The sequence below is a fragment of the Brenneria sp. L3-3C-1 genome, assembly GCF_016456245.1.
In the GTDB taxonomy this organism is placed as follows: Bacteria; Pseudomonadota; Gammaproteobacteria; order Enterobacterales; family Enterobacteriaceae; genus Brenneria.
The window spans coordinates 151,538-178,128 of record NZ_JAEMHF010000005.1; the positions used below are offsets into that span (position 1 = coordinate 151,538).

Below are 26,591 nucleotides of genomic sequence, written 5' to 3' on the forward strand. Positions count from 1 at the left end.
TTATAACGCTTTTTTCCCCGCACTTGCCTCGCCAAACGTGTAACCGGTCAAAAGCTAAACAGTTTTGCCGGGTTTTTTGCTTGCCCGGCAACGGGATAGCGCTATAATGCCAAGCGCTGTCCCGTTGCGAGTGTAGTTCAATGGTAGAACGAGAGCTTCCCAAGCTCTATACGAGGGTTCGATTCCCTTCACTCGCTCCAATTACAGTTTCTCAACCTCTGCTAAGTCCATCCATCCTGTCTCTACAAGGCTTAAAGTCGAGTTGCGTTTGCTCAGGGAAAATCGACGTCTAGCAAAATCTGTATAGTTATGTGTATAGGCGTTGGTTATACGCGAAATTCTATACCCATGCCGCTTACAGTGCTTGAGATAGGTCGCGCCGCAAGAGAAGATTAGACGCCCGGCATCGATATAATTGAATGCCCAGTTAAATAGCAGAATTTAAACCGGTAATCCCTCAATTAATAATTTCACAGAGAATCATTATTCCATATTCACTTATCACTCTCTCTTTTGTTTAGGAATAATCTTACATTATTATAATAATTTCCTCTCATACTTTATCTTATTAGTGACATTGAAATTAAAAAAGACGGGGGTGGAGATGCCTTATTCATCGAAAGAACAACTTCCTGATAATGTAAAAAACGTACTGCCTTCCCACGCGCAGGAAATATATAAAGAAGCGTTCAATAGCGCTTGGGATCAATATAAAGATGCTGACGACAGGCGGGGCGATGACAGTAGGGAAGAAACCGCTCATAAGGTGGCATGGAGCGCGGTGAAAAACCAGTATGAAAAAAAAGATGATAACAAGTGGCACAAGAAAAAATAACTCCCTACCATGGTAGCCGATGGCAATAAAAATATTATTGCTCGGTCGACCATTTGTCAGTGTCAGACTCTCGGTAATCTATAAATATTCAAGACCTTATTATTCCATAGGCTGAAACCCTGATTTAACCCATCGCGTTTTCCCACACCGGGGACATTTTTCCTTGTTGCTTCCAGGCTGGTTTTGCGCTTCATGATATTGTGTATGACTACAGTGACAACATGAATAATAACCTTTATCGTCTATTTCCTCTTTAATCGCTAACAGATATAAAGGTAACGTGGTCAAGCCAGGTTTAATGTCCTTTTTTTCATGCTCAAATACGCTGATATTTCCATCTATTTCAAGAAAGGCTAATTTAATCTGTCCAAGCTGTTCAATGCTTTTCTGCCGCAGCTCCATCATCACTTCATCCATTGAGAAACTTTGCTTTTGCAGGCTATGCCATTTCAATACGCCATCCTCAATAATCAAAAGCGGTTTTCCATCAAATTTTTCCTGGAAATAATCACTTTTCTTCAATGCATATGCAAACATCTTGTACAGCAAAATAACCACAACAAACACCACCAGTACTGGAAGCAGGGGCGTATCGTCATATAAAGCCACATCCCCGGCCGCCGATCCCAGAGATAAAACGATCACTAACTCTAACGGCGTCATTTGCTTAATTCCACGCCGGCCGATCAGTTTGATAAAAGTTAAAACGAAAAAGAATGAGATGATCGAGCGTACGGCGACCTCTCCTAAGTAGCTGATGGGGAAATTATTAATAGCCATCCGACTCACATCAAAAACGACCATATATCACTCTTCCGATAAAGTAGCGTAATAATGAGGGTAGGCTATATATGCGCTTGCGTCGCTCTCTAACGCTCATCGTCTTTATCATTAGGATGGCAGGATAAATATCGCTTGATGACAAGTATGGCAATCATCGCCCACATCCGAGCGGTATCTTTGTCAGGAATGCCTGTCCGCGGTTACCTATAAACCCCCATAAGAAATACTGCCTATTCGTTCTTTACGCAAAGACGTTTTTATATAATTAATTGTTTTTAATAAATAAATTAGACATCCCCATTGATGTATTCATCATTACGATCCTCTTTTCACGCCACACATTATGGAGGAAATGTGAGGTTTTTCCCGACATATATACAATGATAATCATTATTATTATCATTAGTCTTTGCTTGCAATTATGTACATAAATGGGGATAAATATAATGAATGTAACAACTAATTACATTAAGCGACCATTGGCCGTACTGCTGGCTGGAATTTTGAGCGGTAACGTCTACGCAGCAGAAGAAACACAAGAAGATGTCATGGTAGTGCAGGCGACGGCGGAGGAAGCGCTGAAACAGCAGCCAGGGGTTTCCATCATTACCGCCGAGGATATTCAGAAATCGCCGCCGGTTAATGACCTGTCGGATCTTATTCGTAAAATGCCCGGCGTTAATCTGACCGGCAACAGCGCCACTGGCGCTCGCGGCAATAATCGCCAGATCGATATCCGCGGCATGGGGCCGGAGAACACGCTGATTCTAATCGACGGCAAACCGGTTTCCTCGCGTAATGCCATCCGCTATAGCCGGACAGGTGAACGTGACACCCGCGGCGATACCAACTGGGTGCCGGTGGAGATGGTCGAGCGGGTCGAAGTATTGCGCGGTCCGGCCGCCGCACGCTATGGTTCCGGCGCGGCGGGCGGTGTGGTGAATATTATTACCAAACGCCCCACCAACGACTGGCATGGCTCATTCACTGTGTATACCAATCAGCCGGAAGATAATAAAGAAGGCGCCACCAACCGGGCTAACTTTAGCCTTAACGGCCCGTTGATCGACGATACGCTGACCATGCGGGTGTATGGCAATATCAATAAGACTGACGCCGACGCCGCCGATATCAATAGTTCCATCGCCGATACCACTGCCGCCGGGCGCGAAGGGGTGCGCAACAGAGATATCAACACGCTGTTGTCGTGGAAGATCAATCCCCAGCAGATCATGGATTTCGAATACGCTTACAGCCGTCAGGGCAATATCTACGCCGGGGATGTTCAGTACAGTAACCATGACTCGCTGCCCGCCGGTCAGACCGATATTGTGGAAAATATGTACGGCCAGGAAACCAACCGTTTGTACCGGCAGACCTACGGCGTAACCCATAACGGCATCTGGGACTGGGGCCAGACGAGAACCGGTTTTTATTATGAAAAAACCAACAATACCCGCTTGGGCGAAGGCTATGCCGGACGAACGGAAGGCGCGCCCAACAGCACCGAATATGACACTAGCAGACTGGACAGCTACCGAGCCAATTTTGAAGCTAACGTTCCGTTCCACTGGCTGGCGGATCAGACTGCTACCTTAGGCGCCGAATGGAACCGCGACAAGCTTAACGATCCGGCCGCAACCGGCTATAGCGCCACAGATACGGATATCGGCGGCATATCGGGCAACCCGGATGGACGCAGCAGCAAAAACAGCGCGACGCTGAGCGCCCTTTATTTCGAGGATAATATCGAAGCTGCGCCGGGCACCAATATCATCCCCGGCCTGCGCCTCGATTATCACAACGAGTTCGGCGCCAACTGGAGTCCGAGCCTGAACGCCTCTCAGGAACTGGGCGACTACTTCACACTGAAAGCGGGGATCGCCAGGGCATTCAAGGCCCCCAACCTGTACCAGTCCAGTGAAGGTTACCTGATGACCAGCAACGGCAATGGTTGCCCGATCGGTACCAACGTCGCTTGCTATCTGATTGGTAATGACAATCTGGATCCGGAAATCAGCGTCAATAAAGAGGTTGGGCTGGAGTTCACCTACGAGGGTTATGACGCCGGGATTACCTGGTTCCGCAACGACTACAAGAACAAAATCATCTCCGGTCTCGACTCTCTGGGCACCACGTCTTCCGGTCGTAATATCTATCAATGGGAAAACGGCGGCAAAGCGGTGGTGGAAGGGCTGGAAGCCAATCTGGTGGTGCCGGTGGTGCCTGATACGCTGAACTGGCGTACCAATGCGACCTATATGATCACTTCCGAGAATAAAGATACCGGTAATCCGCTGTCTGTCATTCCCAAATACACCATCAATACCATACTGGATTGGCAGGTAACCGAACAGTTATCGGCGAATGTGGCCTGGACGATGTATGGACGTCAGAAACCGCGCCAGAATGCGGAAAACCGCACTGAATTCAGCAGCGGCATGTCTAATAAGGAAGTCGCGTCTTATTCCGTTGTGGGACTTGGCGTGAATTACGACATCACGAAAAACGTGCGGGTTAATGCGGGCGTCAACAACCTGTTCGACAAACGCGTCTATCGTGAAAACGACGGGGCATCAACCTATAACGAGCCGGGCCGCGCCTATCATGCCAGCTTGACTTACAACTTCTGATCGCCATATTTCACTAGCTATACCCGGGGAAACCCGGGTATAGCTGATAGCATCAACGTGCGCACACCCGCCTATGACGGCAATCACGCCAGATAGCGGTTAAACCAGTTGATGGTGCGATCCCAGGCCAGCTCGGCGGCGGCTTTATCGTAGCGCGGCGTCGAATCGTTATGAAAACCGTGATTAACGCCTGGATAAATGTAGGCCTCATAGGTTTTGTCCGCGGCTTTCAGCGCTTCTTCATAGGCGGGCCAACCTTCGTTGATGCGGGTATCCAGTTCTGCGTAGTGGATCAGTAGCGGGGCTTTGATTTTGGGCACGTCCTGCGGATTCGCCTGACGTCCGTAAAAAGGAACGGCTGCCGCCAGTTCGGGAAAAGCGACCGCTGCCGCATTTGACACACCGCCGCCATAGCAGAAACCGGTGATCCCTACCTTACCGGTGGTGTCCGGGTGATGCATCATAAAGTCGATCGCCGCGAAGAAGTCATTCATCAATTTGGTCGGATCGATCTGCTGTTGCAGCTCGCGTCCTTGATCATCATTACCGGGATAGCCGCCCACCGAGCTTAGTCCATCAGGCGCCAGAGCAATGAAACCGGCTTTAGCGACCCGACGAGCCACGTCTTCTATATAGGGATTCAGTCCCCGGTTCTCATGCACCACCACGACCGCCGGAACTTTGCCGGTCGCCGCCGCTGGACGCACAAAATACCCCCGCACCTCGCCATGCCCTGAGGGTGAGGGATAACGGATATATTCGGGAATGATCGCGGGATCGGTGAATTCAACCTGTTGCGCCAGCGCATAATTGGGGCTCAGCATACTGAGCAGCGTCAGGCCGGTCATCCCGCCGATGGCGAATTTTGCCGCCATAGAGACGAATTCACGTTTGGTGATTTTTCCATGCGCATAGTAATCATACAGTTCAAGCAATTCCGGCGAGAAATCTTTTGCAGTCATACGTGCCATAACCGAATCCTCTACACTTGAGTTAATCAGATGTTAGCGGTAGGTAACATGCAGGTGGTGCTGCTAGCAAGATAGCACGGGTTATTTATCTCGACCAGAGAGGGGAGGCCGGCATTGCGCATTGCTCGAATAATTTTACAATGAATTACCTACGCTTTTTCGATAATTTCTCTGCGCCGTTGGCACCGAAAGACCGACTGATCGACTACGTTTTTAAGGGAGGTGGCTGTTTTATTAAAGGTGTATGATCGATATCGGACACTGAAGAGAATAGGTAACCTATCTGACAGATAAATGTTTCTACCGCACAACCCATTGAATTGAGGGTATTATCGCATGGAGTTTAAAGATTACTATGCTGCGTTGGAAGTAGACCCGTCCGCCGATCTGAAAACGATCAAAACGGCCTACCGCAGGCTGGCGCGTAAATATCACCCCGATGTCAGCTCTGAGCAGGATGCAGAAAGCAAGTTTAAAGAGGTCGCCGAAGCGTATGAGGTGCTGAAAGACAGCGAGCGCCGCGCTGAATACGACGAGCTAAGAGTACACCGAAACGATCCCCGCTTTTCCGAACCGCCGCCGAACTATGGTGGCCGCGAGCAGACCTGGCATAGTTCGGAAGGCAGCCCGCACGATTTTTCTGATTTTTTTGAATCCATTTTTGGCCGTCAGGCGGCGGGGCGGCGAGCGTCCGATCATACTTCACCCAGCGGCCGCGGTCAGGATTTCGAGATGGAGGTGCCCCTGTTTTTAGAGGAAACCTTAGCTGAGCAAACCCGACCTATTTCTTACCATCTACCGGTTTATGATGAACTGGGTCGCCAGGTAAAAGAAATCACCAAAACGCTGAATGTGAAAATCCCGGCGGGCGTCGGGGATGGCGAGCGTATTCGTTTAAAAGGACAGGGGAGCGCGGGATTTGGCGGCGGCCCGAACGGTGATTTATTCCTGATTATCCGTATGGCGCCGCATCCGTTGTTTGATATTGATGGCCAAGATCTGCACATCGTGGTGCCATTGGCTCCCTGGGAAGCGGCGTTAGGGGCCAGTATTGAAGTACCGACCTTAACCGGCAAGATTTCCCTGACGATCCCGGCCGGCAGCCAGAGCGGGAAGCGGTTGCGCATTAAGGGGAAAGGGTTGGTCGGTAAGAAAGGGACGGGTGATATGTATGCCATTCTGAAGGTGGTGATGCCCCCGAAACCGGATGAAAAGATCAGTGCCCTGTGGAAACAGTTGGCCGAACAGGCTGCGTTTAATCCTCGGGTTGAATGGGAGTAAATACGATGGCTGAAGAAATGACATTTACTATGGTGGAACTGTGTCAGTCAGTAAATATTTCTCAGGATGAGTTGCTTGAAGTGGTTGGACTGGGTGTTATTGTTCCGTTGGATACCGATAAATCGAGCTGGGTTTTTGATTACCATGCGGTAAGTTGCCTCAGGCGCGCGCAGCGGTTGCAGGCAGAGTTGGATTTAGACTGGTCAGGGATTGCAATGACGCTGACATTGCTGGATAAGATTGATGAACTCAAGAGAGAGAATGACCAACTGCACAGGCAGCTCAATCGCTTTTTAATGACGTCATAAAGATCGACCGGGGCTGAAATCATAATTGTTCAGCCCCGGCAGGCAGTCCGTTTTCTTGACAGACGTCAATTGATTATGTCGAAAGAACATTTAAATGTTCGGCTGACCTAATGAAATTGAGATGATTTTATATCAATAGACGTGATAAGGCCTCTGCTTGAATTGGCGAAGGCGCAGGGAAGCTTTTTCTTCACATCATTTTGGTTGTGTCAGGCACGTGTTTTTTTTAATGCTATCAAGGTGATTTTGGAGCGGGTGAATACCTAATGCCTTGTGACAATGAATATGCTTACGTCGGCAATACCGATAACTTATCGAACAGGTATGTTGGGTATATGTGTCCTTGCATGCCATCTACCCCACACTGTTTTAAATACTCATATTCTGAATAATCCTGTACGCCTTCAACAATAATGCCATTACAGAATTTTTTCATATTTTTAATCAATGACGGGAAAATATGTTCCTGTCTGCTTTTCATCATCGCCGAATAGAATTTTTTATCTAACTTAATATAGCTGAACATAGATTGGAGCACGGCATAGAGGTTCGCATCCCCTCTGCCTAAATCATCCAGCCAGAGCGGGTGACGCTCATACAGTTTTGCGAGTAGCGGATTATGTATCCCATCATTGAGATTTGGAAATATTTCATTTATTTTCAAATGGATAAATGGTAAGTTGTCCAGCAAGTAACCGGCGTACCGATCCTGTAATAGGAATACCGCCATGACGAAATCAATGTCTACGGTTACCAGCATGTCGTGATCGACAAAGTATGACTGCTTCTGTGAAATACACTCCAATTGCTCGATAAGCAGGGTTTGTTTTTCTGATGGCGTCATTTGTTGAATGCGTTTTTCGCTGTTTACCCCCTTGTTCTTATACCGGGCAAGCAGTTCCACTGCGAACATTTGGTTCTGACAATTATAGATTGGCTGCGCCACATAGTATCTTCTGTCATCTACGTCTAATATTGAATCTACCATCATCACCGCTCCCTGTTTGCAAAGGTAAACGGTATTATTGATCGATCAGTAAAACTGATCAATATGCCTGTATCAATTGATTAAATTGATTGAAATGATTAATTTGCCGATCGATTAAGCCTGTTTGATAGGCTAAACCGTTTGGAGTGATTAAAAAAGAAATGAGCGGTGAAAGATACAAGGTGTGAATAATTTAAAGAGGATATTATTTATCGATATGCGATTACCAAAACCGAATATTTATATACTGACATACGGATATTTCTGCCGCAACAGTTTACGATTAGGGGGCGCGATTCTTCGAAAAATAAATAATTCGCTTGCTAAGTTTACTGTCGTTTAGCGCATTTATCCGGAGCGGTATTTTATGATGGTTCATCAATAGCGTGCATTGAGTCAGGTTATCTTTTTTCAAATAACCATTTTCAAACAACCCTGATGTTACTCTTTGGCGTGAGCGTCCTGATTCTTTTCCAGAATTGAAATGGCGGTCATCATACCTTCTATGTCTTCTCTTTTTCCCATGTCGTTGAGTTGTACATACATCAGATCAAGTAATGTCCGTGTGTTTATCGGCCTGCCTTGCTCACAAACCAATACTACGGCTTGACCGATAATGGCTTCAACACGTGAGCGCTGTGCCGGGTACCAGGTTAGATTATGAATATTCATTGATTATCTCCGGCTTTTTTGGTGCATCATTATATCACCTTTTGCCTTAAGGCAGGGGAAATGATGTTGAAAGAGGCTGGATGAAAAAACAGGCTATTCAGGAATAAAGTTATATTTATCATCCCTATGCGTATTTTTCCTGGTTTTATGCGGGGAGGTAAATGTTTCTGGTCTGGGGCAGAGCCTGTTTTCATTACCGGCGACAGTAATACTTTGGATGCGTTGAAAGAAAAGCTTGCTATAAAAATTCGTTCGTGCGTTAATAGCTTCATCGGCCTGGAATACAGACCCTATTTATGAAAGACATTGTAATTAAGTAGTTCCTAGTTCAAGCGATGTACCCAATCTCTTATCCGACGAATTTCCTTCTTATAAGTGCCCATAAGTAATCACTGTAACAGACCTTACTCCGCCCTATAGTGGCTATCTAAATATATAAAGGAAATTCTCTATGTCTAATAAAATGACTGGATTGGTAAAATGGTTTGACGCTGGTAAAGGTTTTGGTTTCATCACCCCGACTGACGGCAGCAAAGACGTATTCGTTCACTTCTCTGCCATCCAAGGCCAGGGTAACGATTACAAAAGTCTGGACGAAGGCCAGAAGGTAGAATTCAGCGTTGAAAGCGGCCAGAAAGGCCCGTCAGCAGTGAATGTTACCGTAATCTAATGGTCTTCCGCTGATGAATACCGACCTGGCATTACAGGTTTCGGTTTCATCGCTGAAAACACCTGATTATGTATTAAGCCCCTCAGAAATTCTGAGGGGCTTAATTATTTCTATAATCACTACTCCTACCCTTATTCTTAATCGAGTATGATATCCAGCGCTGCTGCCGACTGGCCGGTTGGACCCGAGTACTCCCCAGTGACACCTCCCGCCTGGTCTTTCAGCGTCTTTGTTAATCTTACTAATCGTGACGGTTAGATTGAATTTAATACAGTATGGAAACTATTATACGCTAAGTAATGTCACAGTAGATGTAGCGCGACAGGAGGAACGATTTTCTTTTATGCGGTACGCACTTTGACCACTTAAAGATGAGTCTAATGAAGATTAAACAAAAATTTACCCTGGCTTTGCTTCATCCTCGCTACTGGGCCACCTGGTTCGGTCTCGGCATTCTGTTTTTATTGGTGCAACTGCCTTACCCGCTGCTGATGAGAATTGGCAGTAGCGCCGGTCGCTTCTCCCGTCTTTTTCTCAAGCGCAGGGTGTCTATTGCCCGGCGTAATCTTGAACTCTGTTTTCCGGCGATTTCCGTTGCCGAGCGTGAAGCGATGATTATCAGCAATTTCGCCTCGCTGGGAATGGCGCTGGTGGAAACCGGTATGGCCTGGTTCTGGTCGGATCGCCGCGTTCGCCATTGGTTTGACGTCTCCGGACTTGAGCATTTACAACATGCCTGCGGTAAAGGTCGCGGGGTGATGGTGATTGGCATCCATTTTATGTCGCTTGAGTTGGGCGGCAGGGCAATGGGGCTGTGTCAGCCGATGATGGCAATGTATCGCCCTCACAACAATAAAGTAATGGAGTTGGTGCAAACCTGGGGGCGTTCCCGTTCCAATAAGGCGATGATCGACAGAAAGGATTTGCGCGGTATGGTGCAGGCTCTGAAGCGCGGCGAGGCCGTGTGGTTTGCTCCGGATCAGGATTACGGCCCGAAAGGCAGCGTTTTTGCGCCGTTCTTCGCCGTAAAGAAGGCCGCCACCACCAGCGGTACGTTTACCATTGGCCGTTTAGCCAAGCCCGCAATGATTACCACGGTGCTAATCCGTAAGCCGGATGCGTCCGGGTATAAGCTGGTGATCCAGCCTGAATTACAGGATTATCCGTATCATGACGAGCAAGAAGCGGCATGTTATATGAATAAAGTGATAGAGACGGAAATCATGCGCGCGCCAGAGCAATATCTTTGGCTGCATCGTCGTTTCAAAACTCGTCCGGCCGGGGAAGTTTCGCTGTATACCCGAGTGTTACAGCGTTCTGAACTGAAGCGATAAACGTCGGGCCGAATGGAACATTTCGCCTGACTTTCAACCTGAAAGTCAGGCGGGCAGAGAGTGAACAGCCGTTAATCCTTCTTCAGCATCATGCCGTGCATTGAGATGGCCGGTACATTCGCCGCGCGTTCATGGCGCGCCAGATAGCGATAACAGCCGGCGCCAAGAAATGCGCCAATAAACCAGCTAAAGTTCGCCACCGCATGCCATCCCGGCGTGAAGCTGATGATCAAACCAATCGCCACCGACGGAAGCAGCGCCAGCACTGCCTTGGGGTTAAATCCGTTGCGATACCAATAGCGCCCTTTGGGCGTATCGTCGAACAAATCGTCCACATGCACTTTTGCCCCTTTGATCAGGTAGAAATCGGTCAGCAGGATGCCGAACAGCGGGCCGATAAAGGCGCCCAGCACATCCAGCGTGTAATGGATCAGTTCCGGGGAGTTAAACAGGTTCCACGGCGTGAGCAGCACAGAACCCACGGCGGCGATCATCCCGCCGGTGCGGAAGCTGATGCGCTGGGGCGAGCAGTTGGAGAAATCAAACGCCGGAGAAACAAAGTTCGCCACGATATTGATACCAATGGTCGCCACAATCATGGTCAGTAAGCCCAGCGCGACGGCAACGCTGTTACCCACGCGGCTGACGGTTTCTATCGGATCGGTAATCATTTGACCAAACAACGATTGCGTGCCGGAGACAATCACCACCGTCACAATGGAAAACAGCAGGAAGTTAAACGGTAGTCCCCAGCGGTTGCCGCGGCGGATTTCCTGCATACTTTTCCCATAGCGGGAGAAATCGCCAAAGTTGAGCAACGGGCCTGAAAAATAAGAAACCACCAGCGCCGTTGCCGTAATCATCTGCCACGTTTGCTCGCCGACGGTAAGTTGTTTGCTGCTCAGGGTAAACGAGATATTTTCCAGCCCGGTTTTATAAACAATCCATCCGGCCAGCGCCAACATCACAACATAGACTGCCGGCCCGGCAATATCAATAAAGCGCTTGATGGCGCTCATGCCGTGCCAGAACACCATGGCTTGCAACAGCCACATCACGCCAAAGCAGATCCACCCCAGCGCGGACAGGCCGAGCCAGTGACTTTGTGTGAGCGGCTGAAGCGAGGGAGTGAACTTAAGCAGCACCAGCATTAGCGCGTGGGCGGCCAGATAGGTCTGAATGCCATACCAGGCGAAGGCGATCAGCCCGCGAATAACCGCCGGAATATTGGCGCCAAAGACGCCGAAGGCTTGACGGCAAATCACCGCGTAGGGCACGCCGCTCATCTGGCTGGGTTTCGCCACCAGATTGGCGCATAGCTGCACGATACAAATTCCCACCAACAGGCACAGCAGCACCTGCCAGCTCGCCAACCCCAGCGTAAAGAAACTGGCGGCGACGACGTAGCCTCCCATGCTGTGGACATCAGACATCCAGAACGAAAAGATGTTGTACCAGGACCAGGTTTGAACGCGGGTGGGGGCCAGATCCTCATTGCATAATCTGGGGCTGTAATGTGCCTGAGCGTCATTGTCTAACGTATTATTTTCTGGCATGGAATCTGCTCCTTTTGACTACGACCGAGAAATTAACCAAATCGATGTATGCAAAAGGAATTGCATTAATTAGGCCAAAATTGTTTTTTTGTATACAAAAAATAGATTAATCAGTATACGATTTAGCAATAATGTGATGACGGGATAAACCGATGAATTATACCTATGGACTTGAGCAAGCTCCGTTTTTTGAACAAAAAGATGAAGTTATCTATCACGCCTTGCTGAATGCGATCGTTGAGCATCAGCTATTGCCGGGAACAAAATTGCCTGAGGAAGCGCTGGCGGAGGTATTTGACGTCAGCCGCACCGGGATCAGAAAAGTGCTGCAACGCCTTGCCACGGTGCAAATGATCACCTTAACGCCCAAACGAGGTGCGCATGTCGCCACGCCGTCGGTAGAAGAAGCGCAAGAGATTTTCCAAACCCGCAGCATACTGGAGTGCGCCAACCTGCCGCAGGTGGTGGCGCACTGCCAGTCCCCCCATCTGGTTGCGCTGGAAAACCTGTTACAGGCGGAACAGCAGGCTCACCGCGATCAAAACGGGCCGGAAGCGATCCGTCTGTCCGCCGCTTTTCATATTCAGATACAGGCAATCTCCGGCAATACCGTGCTGACTGGCATGGTGTCGCAGTTAACTCTGCGATCGTCGTTGGTTATCGCGGCCTATGGCGCGCCGTGGCAGCAGGGATGCCGTGGTCACGATCACCACGATCTTTTCACGCTGTTGCGTGAGAAAAAGGCCGACGCGCTATCGACCGCAATGCAGCACCACTTTGCCGATATCGTCGCCAGCCTGCGTTTTGATCGCGACAAAGAGATCGCGCCTGATTTTTCTCGCCTGTTTGGTCACCTTAAGGGGCGCAAAGCATGAGTTCATGTGTGATACAGGTCATCAACCCGAATACCAGTCTTGCCATGACCGAGACTATCGGCGACGCGGCCCGTCGCGTTGCGGCGCCGGGAACGGAAATTATCGCCGTCAGCCCATCGCACGGCGTGCCGTCGATTGAAGGCCACTTTGATGAGGCGATTGCCGCGATTGGCGTGCTGGAGCAGGTGAGGAAAGGGAAGGAGCAGGGCGTTCAGGGGCATGTTATCGCCTGTTTCGGCGACCCGGGGTTGCTGGCGGCCCGTGAGCTGGCTAGCGCGCCGGTGGTGGGGATTGCCGAAGCCGCCATGCATATGGCGACGCTGGTGGCGACGCGCTTTTCGATCGTCACGACGTTGCCGCGCACGCTGATTATCGCCCGTCATTTATTGCAACGTTATGGCTTTGAACATCATTGTGCCGGGCTGCATGCCATCGACCTGCCGGTGCTGGCGCTGGAAGAGGATGCGGGCGTGGCGCAACAGAAGGTGCGGGAATTGTGTATACAATCCAGCCGTCAGGATGATACCGGCGCGATCGTGCTGGGCTGCGGCGGCATGGCCGATCTGGCGTTGGCGCTCACGCAGGAATTAGGGATCCCGGTTATTGATGGCGTCAGTTCGGCGGTCAAGTTGATCGAGTCATTGGCGTCGCTGGGGCTGACTACCAGCAAGCGTGGCGATCTCGATTATCCAATCGCCAAACCGCTGACCGGAATATTCAGCCAGTTACGTGAAACACAGTCGTTAAGGAAGGCAGTATGAAAAGACAACCGGGAATAGCGCTGGAGGAGATTGATAGCCGCTATCCGCGCGATCTGATCGGTTATGCCGGCAAGCCGCCGCACGCCAACTGGCCGGGGCAGGCGCGAATTGCCGTACAGTTTGTGCTGAACTATGAGGAAGGATCGGAAAACCATGTGCTGCATGGCGATGCCGGTTCGGAACAGTTTCTTTCCGATATCATCGGCGCGGCCAGCTATCCCGATCGCCATATGTCGATGGATTCGTTGTATGAGTACGGTTCCCGGGCCGGATTCTGGCGTATTCATCAGGAGTTTCAGCGTCGCGGATTGCCGTTAACGGTGTTTGGCGTCGCCATGGCGCTGGCTCGCAATCCGGCGGTGGTGGAAGCCATTACGTCCGCTGGTTACGATGTGGTCAGCCACGGCTGGCGTTGGATCCACTATCAGAATATGGATATCGATACCGAGCGGCTGCATATGCAAAAAGCGGTGGAGGTGTTGACCGCATTGTTCGGTCAACCGCCGGCGGGCTGGTACACCGGACGCGATAGCCCCAATACGCGTCAGTTGGTGGTCGATCACGGCGGCTTTCTGTATGACAGCGACTATTATGGTGACGATCTGCCGTTCTGGATGCCGGTAACGCGTTCTGACGGAGAGATCCGGCCGCATCTGGTTGTGCCCTACACGCTGGAAGCCAATGATATGCGTTTTGCTTCGCCGCAGGGTTTTAACAGCGGCGATCAGTTTTTTACCTACCTGAAAGACAGCTTTGATGTGTTGTATGCCGAAGGCGAGACGTCGCCGAAAATGCTGTCGATCGGTATGCACTGCCGTTTGCTTGGGCGACCAGGGCGCTTTCGGGCGTTGCAGCGCTTTCTCGACTATATCCAGCAGCACGATCGCGTATGGATCTGTCGTCGTCAGGATATTGCCGATCACTGGATCCGGCATCATCCTTACCCGACATCGTGGTGATTGCAGCGCGGCGAAAAAAGCGCTGTACCGATGAAAACAAAAATGGCCGCCCGATGGCAGCCATTTAAATTTTTGTCATCACACTTGATGCGATTAACGGAAGATGGCGTGGGAGTTGAAACCGTGATAGTTTTTGCCCAACGCTTTTAGCAATTGATTGATTTTACGGACAACTCTCATCTTTATTCTTCTCACTTTTGCTGATCTTACAGGTTGAATGTGCCGAAGTTTACGTTGATGTTTTCAAACGCAACGATGATTTTTTTTACCAGTTTCATTTCAGCTTCCTCGTAGATTAATCCAATTCTGTGATGCTCTTCACGTTTTAAAGCATACTCGCGTCGATATGGTGGGTCAATTTTTTTGTGACGCAAATCACAAAAAAATGATTATGCAGTTTGTTTGAAATAAACCGTCGTTTTGATTGTTTGGTTTTCGCTGACGATCCTCTGTTTTCCCACCAGGCGGTTCGACGACGATCGCGTTGGCGTCAGTGGGACGGCCGGTGGGGTATTACGCGGCAACTATTGGTAAATAGTCTTGAATAGCAGTTGAAATAGACGTCGGGGAAGCAGGATAATCGTTTGCTTCAATTGACCCGGCGAAATTTTGAGGTTTTGCATTCAGCGAGTTAATCGTTTGCGTGCACGGCCTGATGGTTCTTTGTGGATGGGCGTTTGCCGACCATACCCGGTGCAAGGCTGGGTGAACCGCTTACGATTTACCTTAATAATGATGACATCTCAGGGGATACCACCATGTCAAATACCACTCGTCAGGCTGATAGTGCGGCCCGTTCGCACGGCGCGCTTGATGCATTTTTTAATATTACCCAGCGTGGCAGCAACGTGCGTCAGGAAGTGTTGGCAGGGCTAACCACCTTTCTGGCCATGGTTTACTCGGTTATCGTTGTTCCGGGTATGCTGGGTAAAGCCGGCTTTCCGCCGACGGCGGTGTTTGTCGCCACCTGTCTGGTTGCCGGTTTTGGTTCATTACTGATGGGCTTATGGGCCAATCTGCCGATGGCGATTGGCTGCGCCATTTCTCTGACCGCGTTTACCGCGTTCAGTCTGGTATTGGGCCAGCAGATCAGCGTGCCGGTCGCGTTGGGCGCGATTTTCCTGATGGGGGTATTGTTCACCATTATCTCCGCCACCGGGATCCGCACCTGGATTTTGCGTAACCTGCCGCTCGGGGTGGCTCACGGAACCGGCATCGGTATCGGCCTGTTTCTGTTGATTATTGCCGCCAACGGGATCGGTCTGGTGATTAAAAACCCGCTTGACGGCTTGCCGGTTGCGCTGGGCGATTTTACTTCTTTCCCGGTTATTATGGCGCTGCTCGGGTTGGCGGCCACCATCGGTCTGGAAAAACGTCGCGTACCGGGCGGTATTTTGCTGGTGATCATCGTGATTTCCGTCCTCGGTCTGATTTTCGATCCGAATGTGAAATATCAGGGCTGGTTTGCGTGGCCCAGTCTGACGGGGGCGGACGGCACGTCGCTGATCTTCAGCCTGGATATCATGGGCGCGTTGCAGCCGGTGATTTTGCCAAGCGTACTGGCGCTGGTGATGACGGCGGTCTTTGACGCCACCGGCACCATTCGTGCGGTGGCGGGGCAGGCCAACCTGCTGGATAAAGACGGACAAATCATCAACGGCGGCAAAGCCTTGACCTCCGACTCCGTCAGCAGCATTTTCTCCAGTCTGGTGGGTACGGCGCCGGCGGCGGTCTATATTGAATCCGCCGCCGGTACGGCTGCCGGCGGTAAAACCGGTCTGACCGCTACGGTCGTCGGCGTATTGTTCCTGCTGATTTTGTTCCTGTCGCCGCTGTCTTATCTGGTTCCCGGCTATGCGACCGCGCCGGCGCTAATGTATGTCGGTTTGTTGATGCTGGGCAACGTGTCCAAACTGAACTTTGACGACTTCGTTGATGCCATGTCCGGTCTGGTGTGCGCCGTATTTATCGTGCTGACCTGCAATATCGTTACCGGCATTATGCTGGGCTTCGGTTCACTGGTGCTGGGGCGTATTTTCTCCGGCGAATGGCGCAAGCTGAATATCGGCACCGTCCTGATCGCCATCGCGCTGGTGGTGTTCTACGCCGGCGGTTGGGCGCTGTAATCCGCCGGGGCTTTCTGTGTCGGGGGACGTTGTCCCCCTTCAACTGTCCGCTTATCCTTTTTTCCGCCGTTTGATTTCCGCTTTTTCCGCTATTCTTAACATGGATTTGCAGGCGTCGGAGGGCCTATTCCCGTCCGGCGAAAAATATTAATTTCTTCACGTAAAAACCGATGTTAATGCCAGAATAAATGCGTTAAATATTAGGTAGCACGTCATTAAGCCTGGCTGGCGGATAACTCACTTTTTAATGCAGCGGGAGATCGTCTAAGGAAAGCATGGAAATCTTTTTTACTATTCTTATTTTGACCCTGATGGTTTCTCTGTCAGGGGTGGTTACACGAATTTTACCTTTTCAGATACCTCTGCCGTTAATGCAAATTGCCGTCGGCGCCATACTTGCCTGGCCCCAGTTCGGTTTGCACGTCGATTTCAATCCCGAGCTGTTTATGGTGCTGTTTATTCCGCCGCTGCTGTTTGCCGACGGCTGGAAGACGCCGACCCGTGAATTTCTCAAGCATGGGCGTGAGATCATCGGTCTGGCGCTGGTTTTGGTGTTGATTACCGTGGCCGGCGTCGGATACTTCATCTACTGGATGGTGCCCGGCATGCCGCTGATTGCGGCTTTCGCCCTGGCTGCCGTGCTGTCTCCGACCGACGCCGTGGCGCTTTCCGGCATCGTGGGCGAAGATCGCATCCCGAAAAAGCTGATGGGGATCCTTCAGGGCGAAGCATTAATGAATGATGCGTCCGGTCTGGTGTCGCTGAAATTCGCCGTCGCCATCGCCATGGGCACCATGGTGTTCAGCGTGTCGGGCGCCACGCTGGCGTTTATCAAAGTGGCGATCGGCGGGTTGCTGGCCGGTGTGGCCGTCACCTGGCTGTACAGTAAATCCCTGCGCATCATCAGCCGCTGGAGCGGCAATGACGCGGCAACGCAAATTGTGTTACTGCTGTTGTTGCCTTTTGCGGCGTATCTGATTGCTGAACATATCGGGGTTTCAGGCATTCTGGCGGCGGTCGCCTCCGGGATGACCATCGGCCAGTCCGGGATTATCCGTAATGCGCCGCTGACCATGCGGCTACGGGCGAATAGCGTCTGGTCGATGCTGGAGTTCGTGTTTAACGGCATGGTGTTCATCATGCTGGGGCTGCAATTGCCGGGTATTTTGGAAACCTCGGTGACGCAGGCGGAGCTGGATCCCACCGTTGAAACCTGGATGCTGTTTACCGATATCGCCATCATTTACGCCGCGCTGCTGCTGCTGCGTTTCGGCTGGCTGTGGATGATGAAAAAATACAGCACTCACATCCAGAAAAAGAAGCCGATGGTATTCAGCGAATTCACCACGCGCGAGCTGTGGATCGCGTCTTTTGCCGGCGTGCGCGGGGCCATTACGCTGGCCGGCGTGCTCTCCATTCCGCTGTTGCTGACGGATGGCACCGCTTTCCCGTCACGTTACCAACTGGTGTTTATCGCCACGGGCGTGATCCTGTTTTCCCTATTGTGCGGCGTGCTGGCGTTGCCTTTTCTGCTGCGGGGGATCGTGGTGGCGGATAAAGCGGCTTACGCCAAAGAGGAGCGGATGGCGCGGGTTGCCGCCGCGGAAGTGGCCATCGATAGCCTGCATAAAATGGAGGAGCGATTGGCCGCCGATCGGGAAGAAAATATTGACGCCCAGGTGCTGAAAGAGGTCAGCGCCCGGGTGATCGGTAATTTGCGCCGGCGGGTGGTGGGCAACGACGATCTGGAAAACAGTTTGCTGGTGGAGGATTTGGAGCGGCGTTTTCGCCTGACGGCGTTGAATTCGGAGCGGGCGGAGCTGTATCACCTGCGCGCCACGCAGCAAATCAGCAATGAGACGTTGCAGAAAATGCTGCGAGAACTGGACTTACTCGAAGCGGTGTTGATCGAAGCAGTATGATTTTCGCCGGATGATATTGGTATCGTCTTGATTTCTTTCCTTTCACGTTAATCTCCACTGCTCGGGCAGTGGAGATCCTACTCTTGTTCTTATCGGCAGACGCCGTAAATGACTTGTCACTAAATGATAATGATTGTTATTATCCGACTAATAATTCTCAGATGATGTTTGCTCATCCCTCACCGCTGCGTGTGGGATGAGCGCTGCCTATGATGGCGGTCTGAAATAATAAATTAGCGTTAACCATAAATTAAATGGGTTTTTGGTAGGGGAAAATTATGCGCGTACTCGTGGTCGATGATGATTCTGTACTGTGCCATTGGTTAGGCTCTAAATTACACTCACACGGTCATTCCTGTCGTATGGTTCACGATGGCGCACATGCATTAAAAGCCATAAAGGATGAGGTTTATGATGTGGTGCTGCTGGATAGAATGCTGCCGATTATGGACGGATTTACGGTATTGCGTGAATTACAGGGGCTGCGTCACCCGCCGATTATGTTGTTATCCGCATTAGACCGAGATGTCGATCGGGTGATGGGATTGGAACTCGGCGCGGAAGATTATCTTGGCAAACCGTTTAATTTTAATGAACTCAGACTGCGTCTGGATATTATGGCGCGGCGCGGTAAACGTCATGCCGATAATTCCTCCATCCTGACGTTTGAAGATCTGCAACTCGACCGTCTGCAACGGGTCGCCTGGCGTGGCGGCAAGCGTATCGATCTGACGGATAAAGAAATTAAGTTGTTGATTATACTTATGGAAAATCCAGGTCAGGCGATTACGCGCACCATGCTGCTGGAGCGGGTATGGGGCTATAATTTCGATCCGCAGACCAATTTAATTGATGTTCATATGTCGAAACTGCGGGCGAAAATCGATAAAGGTTTCCCGCATCCGTTAATCAAAACATTAAGAGCGATGGGCTATGCGTTAGGTTCTGTTGACAAGGATAAAACGGATGTTGGCAGCTACGCTGAATAAAATAAAAATAAAGAAACTGGGCCGTCTGTGGCAGATAAAAATAAAACACTGGCAATTAATAGGGGCAAGTCAATACCCGGACTTTTTATGCACCTCTAATTTCAGGCAGGCGATCACCATTGTTTTTTTATTTTTACTGATGATGCTGATGTGTATTATCGGCTTCAGTTTATTAAGCGAGACGCTGATCAGAACGCATGTCCGTGAAGTTATTCTGGGTAATATTTATGATTACTCCATGCAGTCGCGTTTAACCGATGCGAATAGCCTGATGACCCAGTTGCGTCAGGATAATCTGGCTAAAAACGATGAATTGCCGCTATTCCTGATAATGGATAACCGCGGTGACATTGTGTATCACAATCACCCGTTGAAAAATTTGCAGCGCACCGACTGTCTGATGGACGTCGCCTGCCTGAAAGCGCTTCTCTCCAGCAAAAACGATCCTAATCTGATTGGTTTATCCGTCATGCTTGATGACGGCGGCGTATTTTTTACCGCCTACAATATTCGGCCGATGCTGGAGCGGGTACGGACGATTCCGTTGGTGGCGGGGGCCGGGCTGTTTATCGTGTTGCTGTTTTGCCTGTTTGTCAGCCGTCATTTCAGCTTGCGCAATTTGCGCCGCGTCGAGCAAATCCGCACCGCGCTACACCGTTACAGCACCGGTGAACAACAGGTCAGAATGCCGTTATCACGCTACGGTGACGATTTCGACAGCCTGAGTGCGGATATTAATCAGAATCTGGAACGCATCGAACGCCTGATGGAGCAGGTGCGCAGCACCTCCAGCCATGTCGCCCATGAGCTGCGCACGCCATTGACGCACCTGCAAAACCGGTTATTCAACCTGACGGAACGCATCGGCCCGGACGGCGCGCTGCGCGATGAGTTGAATCTGGCGGTGGACGAGGTGCATAAAATTCTGGGGCTGTTTCGCACGGTAATGCGTATCGGCGAGATTGAAAGCGGGCGCTGCATTCATCAGTTTGAGCACATCGAGGCCCGACTCATCCTGGAAGAGATTGTCGAATATTATCAGCCGCTGGCAGAGCAGCGCGGCTGTCATCTGCTCATTGAGGTTAAGGCGGGCATTCAGTTGTTTGGCGATCGCGCGTTGCTGTTTCAGGCATTGGCCAATCTGGTCGAAAATGCCCTGAAATATGCCGCGCACGGCAAATATATCACCCTGGGCGTCAAATTATACCGGGGTTGGATGGCGCTGAGCGTCGCCGATCGCGGGCCGGGGATCCCGAGCGTCCAGCATGATAAAGCGCTTCAGCGTTTTCAGCGCCTGGATCCCGGGCAGCAGCCGGGTTATGGACTGGGCCTGTCATTGGTCAAGGCGATTATCGACCTGCATAATGGCAAACTGTATCTGGAGTCAGACAATCCCGGATTAACCGTCTATCTGTGCCTTAAACGTGGTTGAAAGAGTGAATATCCCTGCAAAAAAAGTGCATATCCAACCTTGCCGCCTTGACCGTGGATTTGTATTACTATTTGATTTTTATTGTTAATTTTTCGTATTGAAAGATTAACTAATATTAATGTTCTGCATCTTGTAGTGTTTGATAATAAGTCTCATTATTACTCTTATTAGCGTCATGGCGCCCGATATTCGCCATGATCCCTTTGGCTGCGGATAAGAGAATCTCCCCATGAATAAAATGAAAACCCCATTGCGTACTTTCCTGCGTGATGAAAGCGGTGTGACGGCGATTGAATACGGCATTCTGGCGGCGGCGATGGCGGCGGCGATCGGCGCTATTTTCGGCAGCGACGGTATTTTCGTTCAGGCCCTGAATGAAAAGTTCAGTGAAATCGCCGACCAGATTACCGGCGCCGGCACCAGCGGATCCGGCACGTCAGGGACGGCGAAATAAATCCAGTGGCGGCGCATTACGCAGACTGGCTGCAAACGGCGTTACTGGCAGGCTGCCTGTTGTGGTGTATCAGCACCGATCTGTTGGCGCGAAAGATCCCGAATCAGGCGGTGCTGATGCTGGCGTTGGGCTGGTTGGCTTTCAGCGCGCTGGATGTGTTGCAGTCCGGCCTGATTGACAGGCTGAAACTGTATCAGACGTTGTGGGCGTTGCCGGGCGCCGCCGTCGTGCTGGTGGTCGGTTTTTTGCTTTTCCTCACCGGCAGGCTGGGCGCGGGCGATGTGAAACTGATGAGCGTGTTATGTCTGTGGGTGGGACATGGGCATCAGATCGTTTTTGTCATGGTAACCGCGCTGGCGGGGGGCGTATTGGCGCTGAGCCTGCCGTTGCTCAATACCGTGCCGGCCGCGGTGACAATGGGAATTCAAACCACCAACCGGATGTTTAAAAGCCGGTTACCCATTCCGCCCGCGCTGCCCGCCGACCTTTTGCAAGGGATCCCTTACGGCATCGCCATCGCATTCGGCGCGACGTACGTCCTGATTTTTCCCTTGTTTTAATTCCGTCGCTGTTTTTTAAGACGCACACACTTGGGTAGGCAAGTTGAAATGAAAGTTAACTCTACGTACGTACTGTCAGGCGCCTTGATCCTGGCGGGTATTGTCGCGCTGATGGTGCGCAGCCATTTGTCGTCACCGCCGCCGGTTCCCCAGCAGGTTGCGGTAAAAGCGCCGGAACAGATTGCCGTGCTGGTGGCGGCGAAAGATCTTCATCCCGGCGATTTTCTGGATTCTTCCTCGCTGCGCTGGCAGGTAACGGCAGAGCCGGTATCCCGTACCTTCAATTTCATTCGCGGTAAAGACAGCCAGACGCTGCTGTTGGGCGCCACCCTGCGCGAGTCGATTACCGCAGGCACGCCGCTGACCAGCAATGTGGTGGTGAAGCCCAACGAGCCGGGTTTTGTCGCCGCCGTGTTGCGCAAAGGGATGCGCGCCATCTCGATTCCCACCAACGCCGTAGCCAGTAACTCCGGTCTGGTCGCCGCCGGTGATCGGGTGGATATCATCCTCAGTTTGCGCAGAGACGAACAGCCGGAACCGCAGACCGGCGGCGGACAGACGGCCGCGCCTCTGCTGGCGTCGCAAACCATCGTGCGTGATTTACGGGTTCTGGCGCTGAACAATCAAACCGACACCGACGTGCGTCCGCGGCAGGACGTGGTGCAGGAAGATGACGCCGAGACAACGGCCTCGAATAGAAGCCGTACGGCCGCCGTCGGCAATCGACCGCGTTCCGTCAGTTACCAGACGGTAACGGTAGAAGTGACGTCGGAACAGGCGGAGATTTTGGCGGTGGCAAAAGAAGTGGGAATGTTGCATCTGGCGCTACGCAGCTCAACGCCGGATGAATTGGACAATGCCCGGCAGGGCGCATCGCCGGTTACCACGCTGTCGCAGAGCACCAGCATTTATAACGGTCTGTCCGGCAGCGGCCATCAGGTAAAAGTGTTTCGCGGCGCGCAAAAAGATGTGCTGACGTTCCCGGCCCGTTAGGACGGGCGAGCAATCCATCCGGCAGCCTCTGAATCGCTCAATCAGCCGGTTTACGGAAAAAATGAAGCCTATTACGGAAATTAAGTAAATGACGATGTTTTCCCTGTTTTTGAAAGCGGATTCCCGGGGTGCGTGTAAACGATGGTTGGCCGCCGGCTGGCTGGCAATGGCATTGTCGCCCGCCACGATTTTCGCCGCGGGCATTTCTGAAGTCGCTGAAACCAACGTGGTGCATATGACGGTGCATCAGGGGCGTTTATTACAGTTGGATGCCTTACCGGACAGCGTATTGGTGGCGGATCCGGAAATAGCCAGTTTCGAACTGCCTTCTCCCGGCAACCTGTTTATCTATGCCAAGAATGTGGGAACCACCACGCTGTACGCCATGGATGAGAGCGGCAATGTCATCAATGCCATCCGCATCGTTTCCGAACACGATCTGAAAGCCTTAAGCCAACGGATGAAGCGGGAATTTCCCAATGCGGACATTCAACTGGAAGCGGGGATCCCCAGCGGCGTGATTGTGCGCGGCAGCGTTGATACCCCGCAAGACGCCAAACGGGTGATCGACAGCGTACAGGCTTATATCGTCGCCTCCGCCTCTACGGCCGGCGGCAGCGGCGGCGGAGCGAATGGCTTGCCCGGCAGCAGCGAATCGTCCGGCAAAGTGATCAACCAGTTGAAGATTAAAACCCCCTCGCAAATCAATATCCGCGTCCGGGTGGTGGAAGTGTCCCGCAACCTGACGCACGAACTGGGTTTTAACTGGGAAGCCTCGCTTAACCGGGGCGGCGCCAACTTTGGTTTGGGCACCGGTACGCTGGGCGGCTTTTTTGATTCCAGCACCGGGGCGTTTACCGGCGTCGAGGGGAGCAGCTTCTTTGGCGCCAACGTCGGCGGCGGAGAAGGATCGCTCAGCGGATTGTTGTCCGCCATGAACAAACAGGGCATGGCCTCCGTGCTGGCGGAACCGAACCTCACCGCCATGTCGGGCGAAACCGCCGCCTTTGCCGCCGGCGGTGAAGTGCCGGTGGTGGTGATCACCAATAACAACGTCAATATCGATTACAAATCGTACGGCGTGATCCTGCGCATGACGCCGACCTTACTGTCCGCCAACCGCATCAGCCTGCACATCGCCCCGGAAGTCAGTGAGTTAACCTCGGTCGGGGCGGTCACGCTGGAAGGCGGATCAACCATTCCGGCGCTGACCGTGCGCCGCGCCGATACCACGGTGGAACTGGCCAGCGGGCAGAGTTTCGCCCTGGCCGGCATGTTGCGCAGCTCCAACAGCCAAACGGTGACCGGCGTGCCGGGGTTAAGCCGCATTCCGATTATCGGCCGTGCTTTTGAAAACGAATCAGCAAGTCATGAGGAAACCGAACTGGTGATCATCGCCACGGCGTATGTGGTGGAGCCGGTGAATGCGGGCGATCTTCAGATGCCGGGGCAGGGCGTCAAAACGCTGGACTCGGTGATGCCAAGTTATGGCGCTGTGGGCTATCTCTACTGAGCCTGATGATTAATGGTGAGCACAATGCATAAACACAATATTCACACATTCCCGCGCGCCGCGCGCCAGCCGTCCGGCGGGCCGATTTTCGGCCTGACGCTCTGCGCCCTCTGCTTGCTGCTGACGGCCTGCGGCGATAGCGCCGTCAACAGCCAGCGCTTGCAGCGCTATGACCAGCCCGCGCTGGCGCCGATTGACGTCCGGCCTTCTTCGCTGGCGGTCACGTTGCAGGTGGCGGCAAACGGGCGCGGCTTTACCCCGGAATCGCTTAAACAGCTCAATGTGATGCTCAAGGATCAGGGGCGGCTTTCCAAACAGACGTTAACGCTGATCCCCCGTAGCGCCCGCGGCGAGCAAATGGCCGCCAGGCTGGCGAGCGTGCTGAAGAACGCGGGCGCCGATGCGCAAAAAGTCAAACTGATGCGCGCAGCGACGGCCGGCGCTCAGTCCGGCGATGTGGAGGTGATTTCCGAGGCGCTGGCGGTAAAAACCACTCGCTGTCAGGTGAACGATCCTGGTTTGCTGATGGTGAAACCGTTTGAAGGCATCGGCTATCTGGGCTGCGCCACGCAAAACAATCTGGCGATGATGGTGGCGGAGCCGCGCGATCTGATTCAGGCCAAAGCGCTGGATGATGCGGACGGCGTGGTTGCGGTCAACAGCATCGAACGTTATCAATCCGATGAGGTGAAAGAGCTCATCGACATTAACTTTGATGATTAAGGGCCGGCATTCCATGAGTGAAATTACCCTTAACGACGGTGAAGAGCTGGCGCTGCCGCTGGTGGCGTTTGTCCATACCGAACACGACGTCGCTGATATCAGCGACCAATTGGCCCGCCTGAAACAGCCGGAGGCGCCGGTTATGCCCGGGGGCATCGCCGCCGCGCGGCAATGGTGCGAGCGGAATGCGCCGCCGCGCATTCTGCTGGTGGATTTGGACGGCGCGCACTGGCCGTTGCCGGAGCTGGACGAATTGCTCAACGTTTGCGGCCCCGCCAGTCAGGTGATCGCCACCGGCAAAGCGCAGGATGTCGGTTTGTATCGGGCGTTGTTGCAGGCCGGCGTGGTGGACTATCTGCTAAAGCCGTTCACGCTGGATTTGCTGGCGTCGACGTTGGCGAAATGCGAAGGCCAGCAGGCGGGGCCGGAGTATGCCCGTATGGGGCGCACCGTTGCGGTGGTCAGCGCCAGCGGCGGCAGCGGCGGCAGCGGCGGCAGTACCGTGGCCATGGGACTCAGCCGGCTGATGTCCGGCGAGCGGCACTTACCGGTCGCGCTGGTGGATTTTGACCGTCGCAATGGCGATCAGCTGTTGCTGCTGGGGCAGAACGAAGATGCCGGGCTGGCGGCGGTGCTGGGTACGCAGGAGCTGGATACCCGGCTGTTGCAGCGCGCCATGCTGCGGGTGGATACGCGTCTGCACCTGCTGGCGCAGAAACCGGAACTGGGCGAGTTAAGCCCGGTCGAGGTGGACAACGTGCTGAACCTCGGCGGGGCGCTGTGCCGCATGTTTAATCAGGTGATCTGGGATTTACCCAGCAGCTACCCGCCGGGGGCGCTGGACGTGCTGACCTACGCGGACTTACGCATCATCGTTACCGAACTGACGCTACAGGATGCGCGCAATATCCGCCGGGTGTTGCATGAAATCGGCGATGAAAGCGAAGGACAACGCCTGTTGCTGGTGCATAACCACGGCCGGTTTGTCGGCAACACGCCGCTCAGTCGCGAGCAGTTTGAACAGTTTGTCGGCCGGAAGATCGACGCGGTGCTGCCGAACGCCGGCCATGCGCTGGCGCAGAGCCTCAGCCTGGGCGCGCTGAATCTGGCGGCGGCGCCGGCGTTCCAGCAAGGGTTGCGCCAGCTTGTCGATCTGGCCTGCGGCGTGCGCGCCCGACCGGTGGAAAAACGCTGGTTTTCGCGCTGGTTGAAACGGGCATGAATACCGCTGACATTGCCGGTTTATCAAAAGG

24 protein-coding genes and 1 tRNA gene are annotated in these 26,591 nt (G+C 52.4%); 20 read left to right on the plus strand and 5 right to left on the minus strand.

Features of this window, described 5'->3' with window-relative positions; translation table 11 throughout:
- The first annotated feature begins 126 nt into the window (after positions 1–126).
- Positions 127–200: transfer RNA gene (locus tag JG725_RS12425), tRNA-Gly, on the plus strand.
- Between the two features lie 404 nt (positions 201–604).
- Complete coding sequence (chaB, locus tag JG725_RS12430) at positions 605–835, plus strand: putative cation transport regulator ChaB (protein WP_172290099.1); 231 nt, start codon at positions 605–607, stop codon at positions 833–835.
- Between the two features lie 99 nt (positions 836–934).
- Here chaB and JG725_RS12435 read toward each other — a convergent pair whose 3' ends face one another.
- Entirely contained in the window at positions 935–1,639 is a 705-nt protein-coding gene (locus JG725_RS12435; RefSeq protein WP_172290098.1) for a DUF421 domain-containing protein, read from the minus strand.
- 425 nt (positions 1,640–2,064) lie between these two features.
- On the opposite strand from JG725_RS12435, the gene JG725_RS12440 reads away from it, so the two are divergent.
- Positions 2,065–4,251 carry a TonB-dependent siderophore receptor gene (locus tag JG725_RS12440; protein ID WP_199378226.1) on the plus strand — a complete coding sequence of 729 codons (2,187 nt, stop codon included), beginning with the start codon at positions 2,065–2,067 and terminating at the stop codon, positions 4,249–4,251.
- Between the two features lie 83 nt (positions 4,252–4,334).
- Here the strand turns inward: JG725_RS12440 and yghX are convergent, their stop codons facing one another.
- Positions 4,335–5,222, minus strand: a complete 888-nt coding sequence (yghX, locus tag JG725_RS12445) for a YghX family hydrolase (protein ID WP_199378228.1) — start codon at positions 5,220–5,222, stop codon at positions 4,335–4,337.
- A 336-nt stretch (positions 5,223–5,558) separates the two neighbouring features.
- Here yghX and cbpA point away from each other — a divergent pair, with 336 nt between their 5' ends.
- Both cbpA and JG725_RS12455 read left to right on the plus strand, forming a co-directional pair.
- On the plus strand, positions 5,559–6,503 hold the full coding sequence (cbpA, locus tag JG725_RS12450) for a curved DNA-binding protein (protein WP_172290095.1): 945 nt from the start codon (positions 5,559–5,561) through the stop codon (positions 6,501–6,503).
- A 5-nt stretch (positions 6,504–6,508) separates the two neighbouring features.
- On the plus strand, positions 6,509–6,811 hold the full coding sequence (locus tag JG725_RS12455) for a chaperone modulator CbpM (protein WP_172290094.1): 303 nt from the start codon (positions 6,509–6,511) through the stop codon (positions 6,809–6,811).
- 289 nt (positions 6,812–7,100) lie between these two features.
- Here the strand turns inward: JG725_RS12455 and JG725_RS12460 are convergent, their stop codons facing one another.
- Positions 7,101–7,802 (minus strand): EAL domain-containing protein, encoded by a 702-nt coding sequence (locus JG725_RS12460; protein WP_233356415.1) that lies wholly within the window; start codon positions 7,800–7,802, stop codon positions 7,101–7,103.
- A 438-nt stretch (positions 7,803–8,240) separates the two neighbouring features.
- Positions 8,241–8,471, minus strand: coding sequence for a hypothetical protein (locus JG725_RS12465; protein ID WP_172290093.1), 231 nt, complete (start codon positions 8,469–8,471; stop codon positions 8,241–8,243).
- A 451-nt stretch (positions 8,472–8,922) separates the two neighbouring features.
- Between JG725_RS12465 and cspA the strand changes: the two genes are divergently transcribed.
- Both cspA and lpxP read left to right on the plus strand, forming a co-directional pair.
- Positions 8,923–9,141, plus strand: coding sequence for an RNA chaperone/antiterminator CspA (gene cspA, locus JG725_RS12470; protein ID WP_172290092.1), 219 nt, complete (start codon positions 8,923–8,925; stop codon positions 9,139–9,141).
- Between the two features lie 380 nt (positions 9,142–9,521).
- Complete coding sequence (lpxP, locus tag JG725_RS12475) at positions 9,522–10,475, plus strand: kdo(2)-lipid IV(A) palmitoleoyltransferase (RefSeq protein WP_172290091.1); 954 nt, start codon at positions 9,522–9,524, stop codon at positions 10,473–10,475.
- Between the two features lie 71 nt (positions 10,476–10,546).
- Here the strand turns inward: lpxP and JG725_RS12480 are convergent, their stop codons facing one another.
- Positions 10,547–12,031 (minus strand): NCS1 family nucleobase:cation symporter-1, encoded by a 1,485-nt coding sequence (locus tag JG725_RS12480; protein ID WP_199378230.1) that lies wholly within the window; start codon positions 12,029–12,031, stop codon positions 10,547–10,549.
- Between the two features lie 152 nt (positions 12,032–12,183).
- Between JG725_RS12480 and JG725_RS12485 the strand changes: the two genes are divergently transcribed.
- The 13 genes from JG725_RS12485 to JG725_RS12545 all read left to right on the plus strand — a co-directional run bounded on the left by JG725_RS12485 (position 12,184) and on the right by JG725_RS12545 (position 26,560).
- Positions 12,184–12,906, plus strand: coding sequence for a GntR family transcriptional regulator (locus tag JG725_RS12485; RefSeq protein WP_199378232.1), 723 nt, complete (start codon positions 12,184–12,186; stop codon positions 12,904–12,906).
- Positions 12,903–13,667 (plus strand): aspartate/glutamate racemase family protein, encoded by a 765-nt coding sequence (locus JG725_RS12490; protein WP_172290088.1) that lies wholly within the window; start codon positions 12,903–12,905, stop codon positions 13,665–13,667. Before JG725_RS12485 ends, JG725_RS12490 begins: the two co-directional genes overlap by 4 nt.
- A complete protein-coding gene (gene puuE, locus JG725_RS12495) occupies positions 13,664–14,626 on the plus strand; it encodes an allantoinase PuuE (RefSeq protein ID WP_172290087.1) in 963 nt (320 codons plus the stop codon). The genes JG725_RS12490 and puuE overlap by 4 nt, the downstream gene beginning before the upstream one ends.
- A gap of 758 nt (positions 14,627–15,384) precedes the next feature.
- On the plus strand, positions 15,385–16,752 hold the full coding sequence (locus JG725_RS12500) for an NCS2 family permease (protein ID WP_199378234.1): 1,368 nt from the start codon (positions 15,385–15,387) through the stop codon (positions 16,750–16,752).
- Positions 16,753–17,027: 275 nt separating this feature from the next.
- Positions 17,028–18,674 (plus strand): Na+/H+ antiporter, encoded by a 1,647-nt coding sequence (locus JG725_RS12505; protein ID WP_172290085.1) that lies wholly within the window; start codon positions 17,028–17,030, stop codon positions 18,672–18,674.
- A 278-nt stretch (positions 18,675–18,952) separates the two neighbouring features.
- The gene (locus tag JG725_RS12510; RefSeq protein WP_172290084.1) at positions 18,953–19,663 is read left to right on the plus strand and encodes a response regulator transcription factor; all 711 of its coding nucleotides are present in this window, start codon (positions 18,953–18,955) and stop codon (positions 19,661–19,663) included.
- Positions 19,641–21,095: a HAMP domain-containing sensor histidine kinase gene (locus tag JG725_RS12515; RefSeq protein WP_199378236.1), complete on the plus strand. Its 1,455-nt coding sequence runs from the start codon at positions 19,641–19,643 to the stop codon at positions 21,093–21,095. Before JG725_RS12510 ends, JG725_RS12515 begins: the two co-directional genes overlap by 23 nt.
- 229 nt (positions 21,096–21,324) lie before the next feature.
- Positions 21,325–21,549: a Flp family type IVb pilin gene (locus tag JG725_RS12520; RefSeq protein WP_172290082.1), complete on the plus strand. Its 225-nt coding sequence runs from the start codon at positions 21,325–21,327 to the stop codon at positions 21,547–21,549.
- A gap of 5 nt (positions 21,550–21,554) precedes the next feature.
- Positions 21,555–22,109 carry a prepilin peptidase gene (locus tag JG725_RS12525; RefSeq protein WP_199378238.1) on the plus strand — a complete coding sequence of 185 codons (555 nt, stop codon included), beginning with the start codon at positions 21,555–21,557 and terminating at the stop codon, positions 22,107–22,109.
- A 48-nt stretch (positions 22,110–22,157) separates the two neighbouring features.
- The gene (gene cpaB, locus JG725_RS12530; RefSeq protein WP_172290080.1) at positions 22,158–23,102 is read left to right on the plus strand and encodes a Flp pilus assembly protein CpaB; all 945 of its coding nucleotides are present in this window, start codon (positions 22,158–22,160) and stop codon (positions 23,100–23,102) included.
- Positions 23,103–23,190: 88 nt separating this feature from the next.
- Positions 23,191–24,615: a type II and III secretion system protein family protein gene (locus JG725_RS12535; RefSeq protein ID WP_172290079.1), complete on the plus strand. Its 1,425-nt coding sequence runs from the start codon at positions 23,191–23,193 to the stop codon at positions 24,613–24,615.
- 24 nt (positions 24,616–24,639) lie between these two features.
- Positions 24,640–25,338 (plus strand): CpaD family pilus assembly lipoprotein, encoded by a 699-nt coding sequence (locus tag JG725_RS12540; RefSeq protein WP_199378241.1) that lies wholly within the window; start codon positions 24,640–24,642, stop codon positions 25,336–25,338.
- Positions 25,339–25,351: 13 nt separating this feature from the next.
- Entirely contained in the window at positions 25,352–26,560 is a 1,209-nt protein-coding gene (locus tag JG725_RS12545) for a hypothetical protein (protein ID WP_199378243.1), read from the plus strand.
- Positions 26,561–26,591 lie beyond the last annotated feature (31 nt).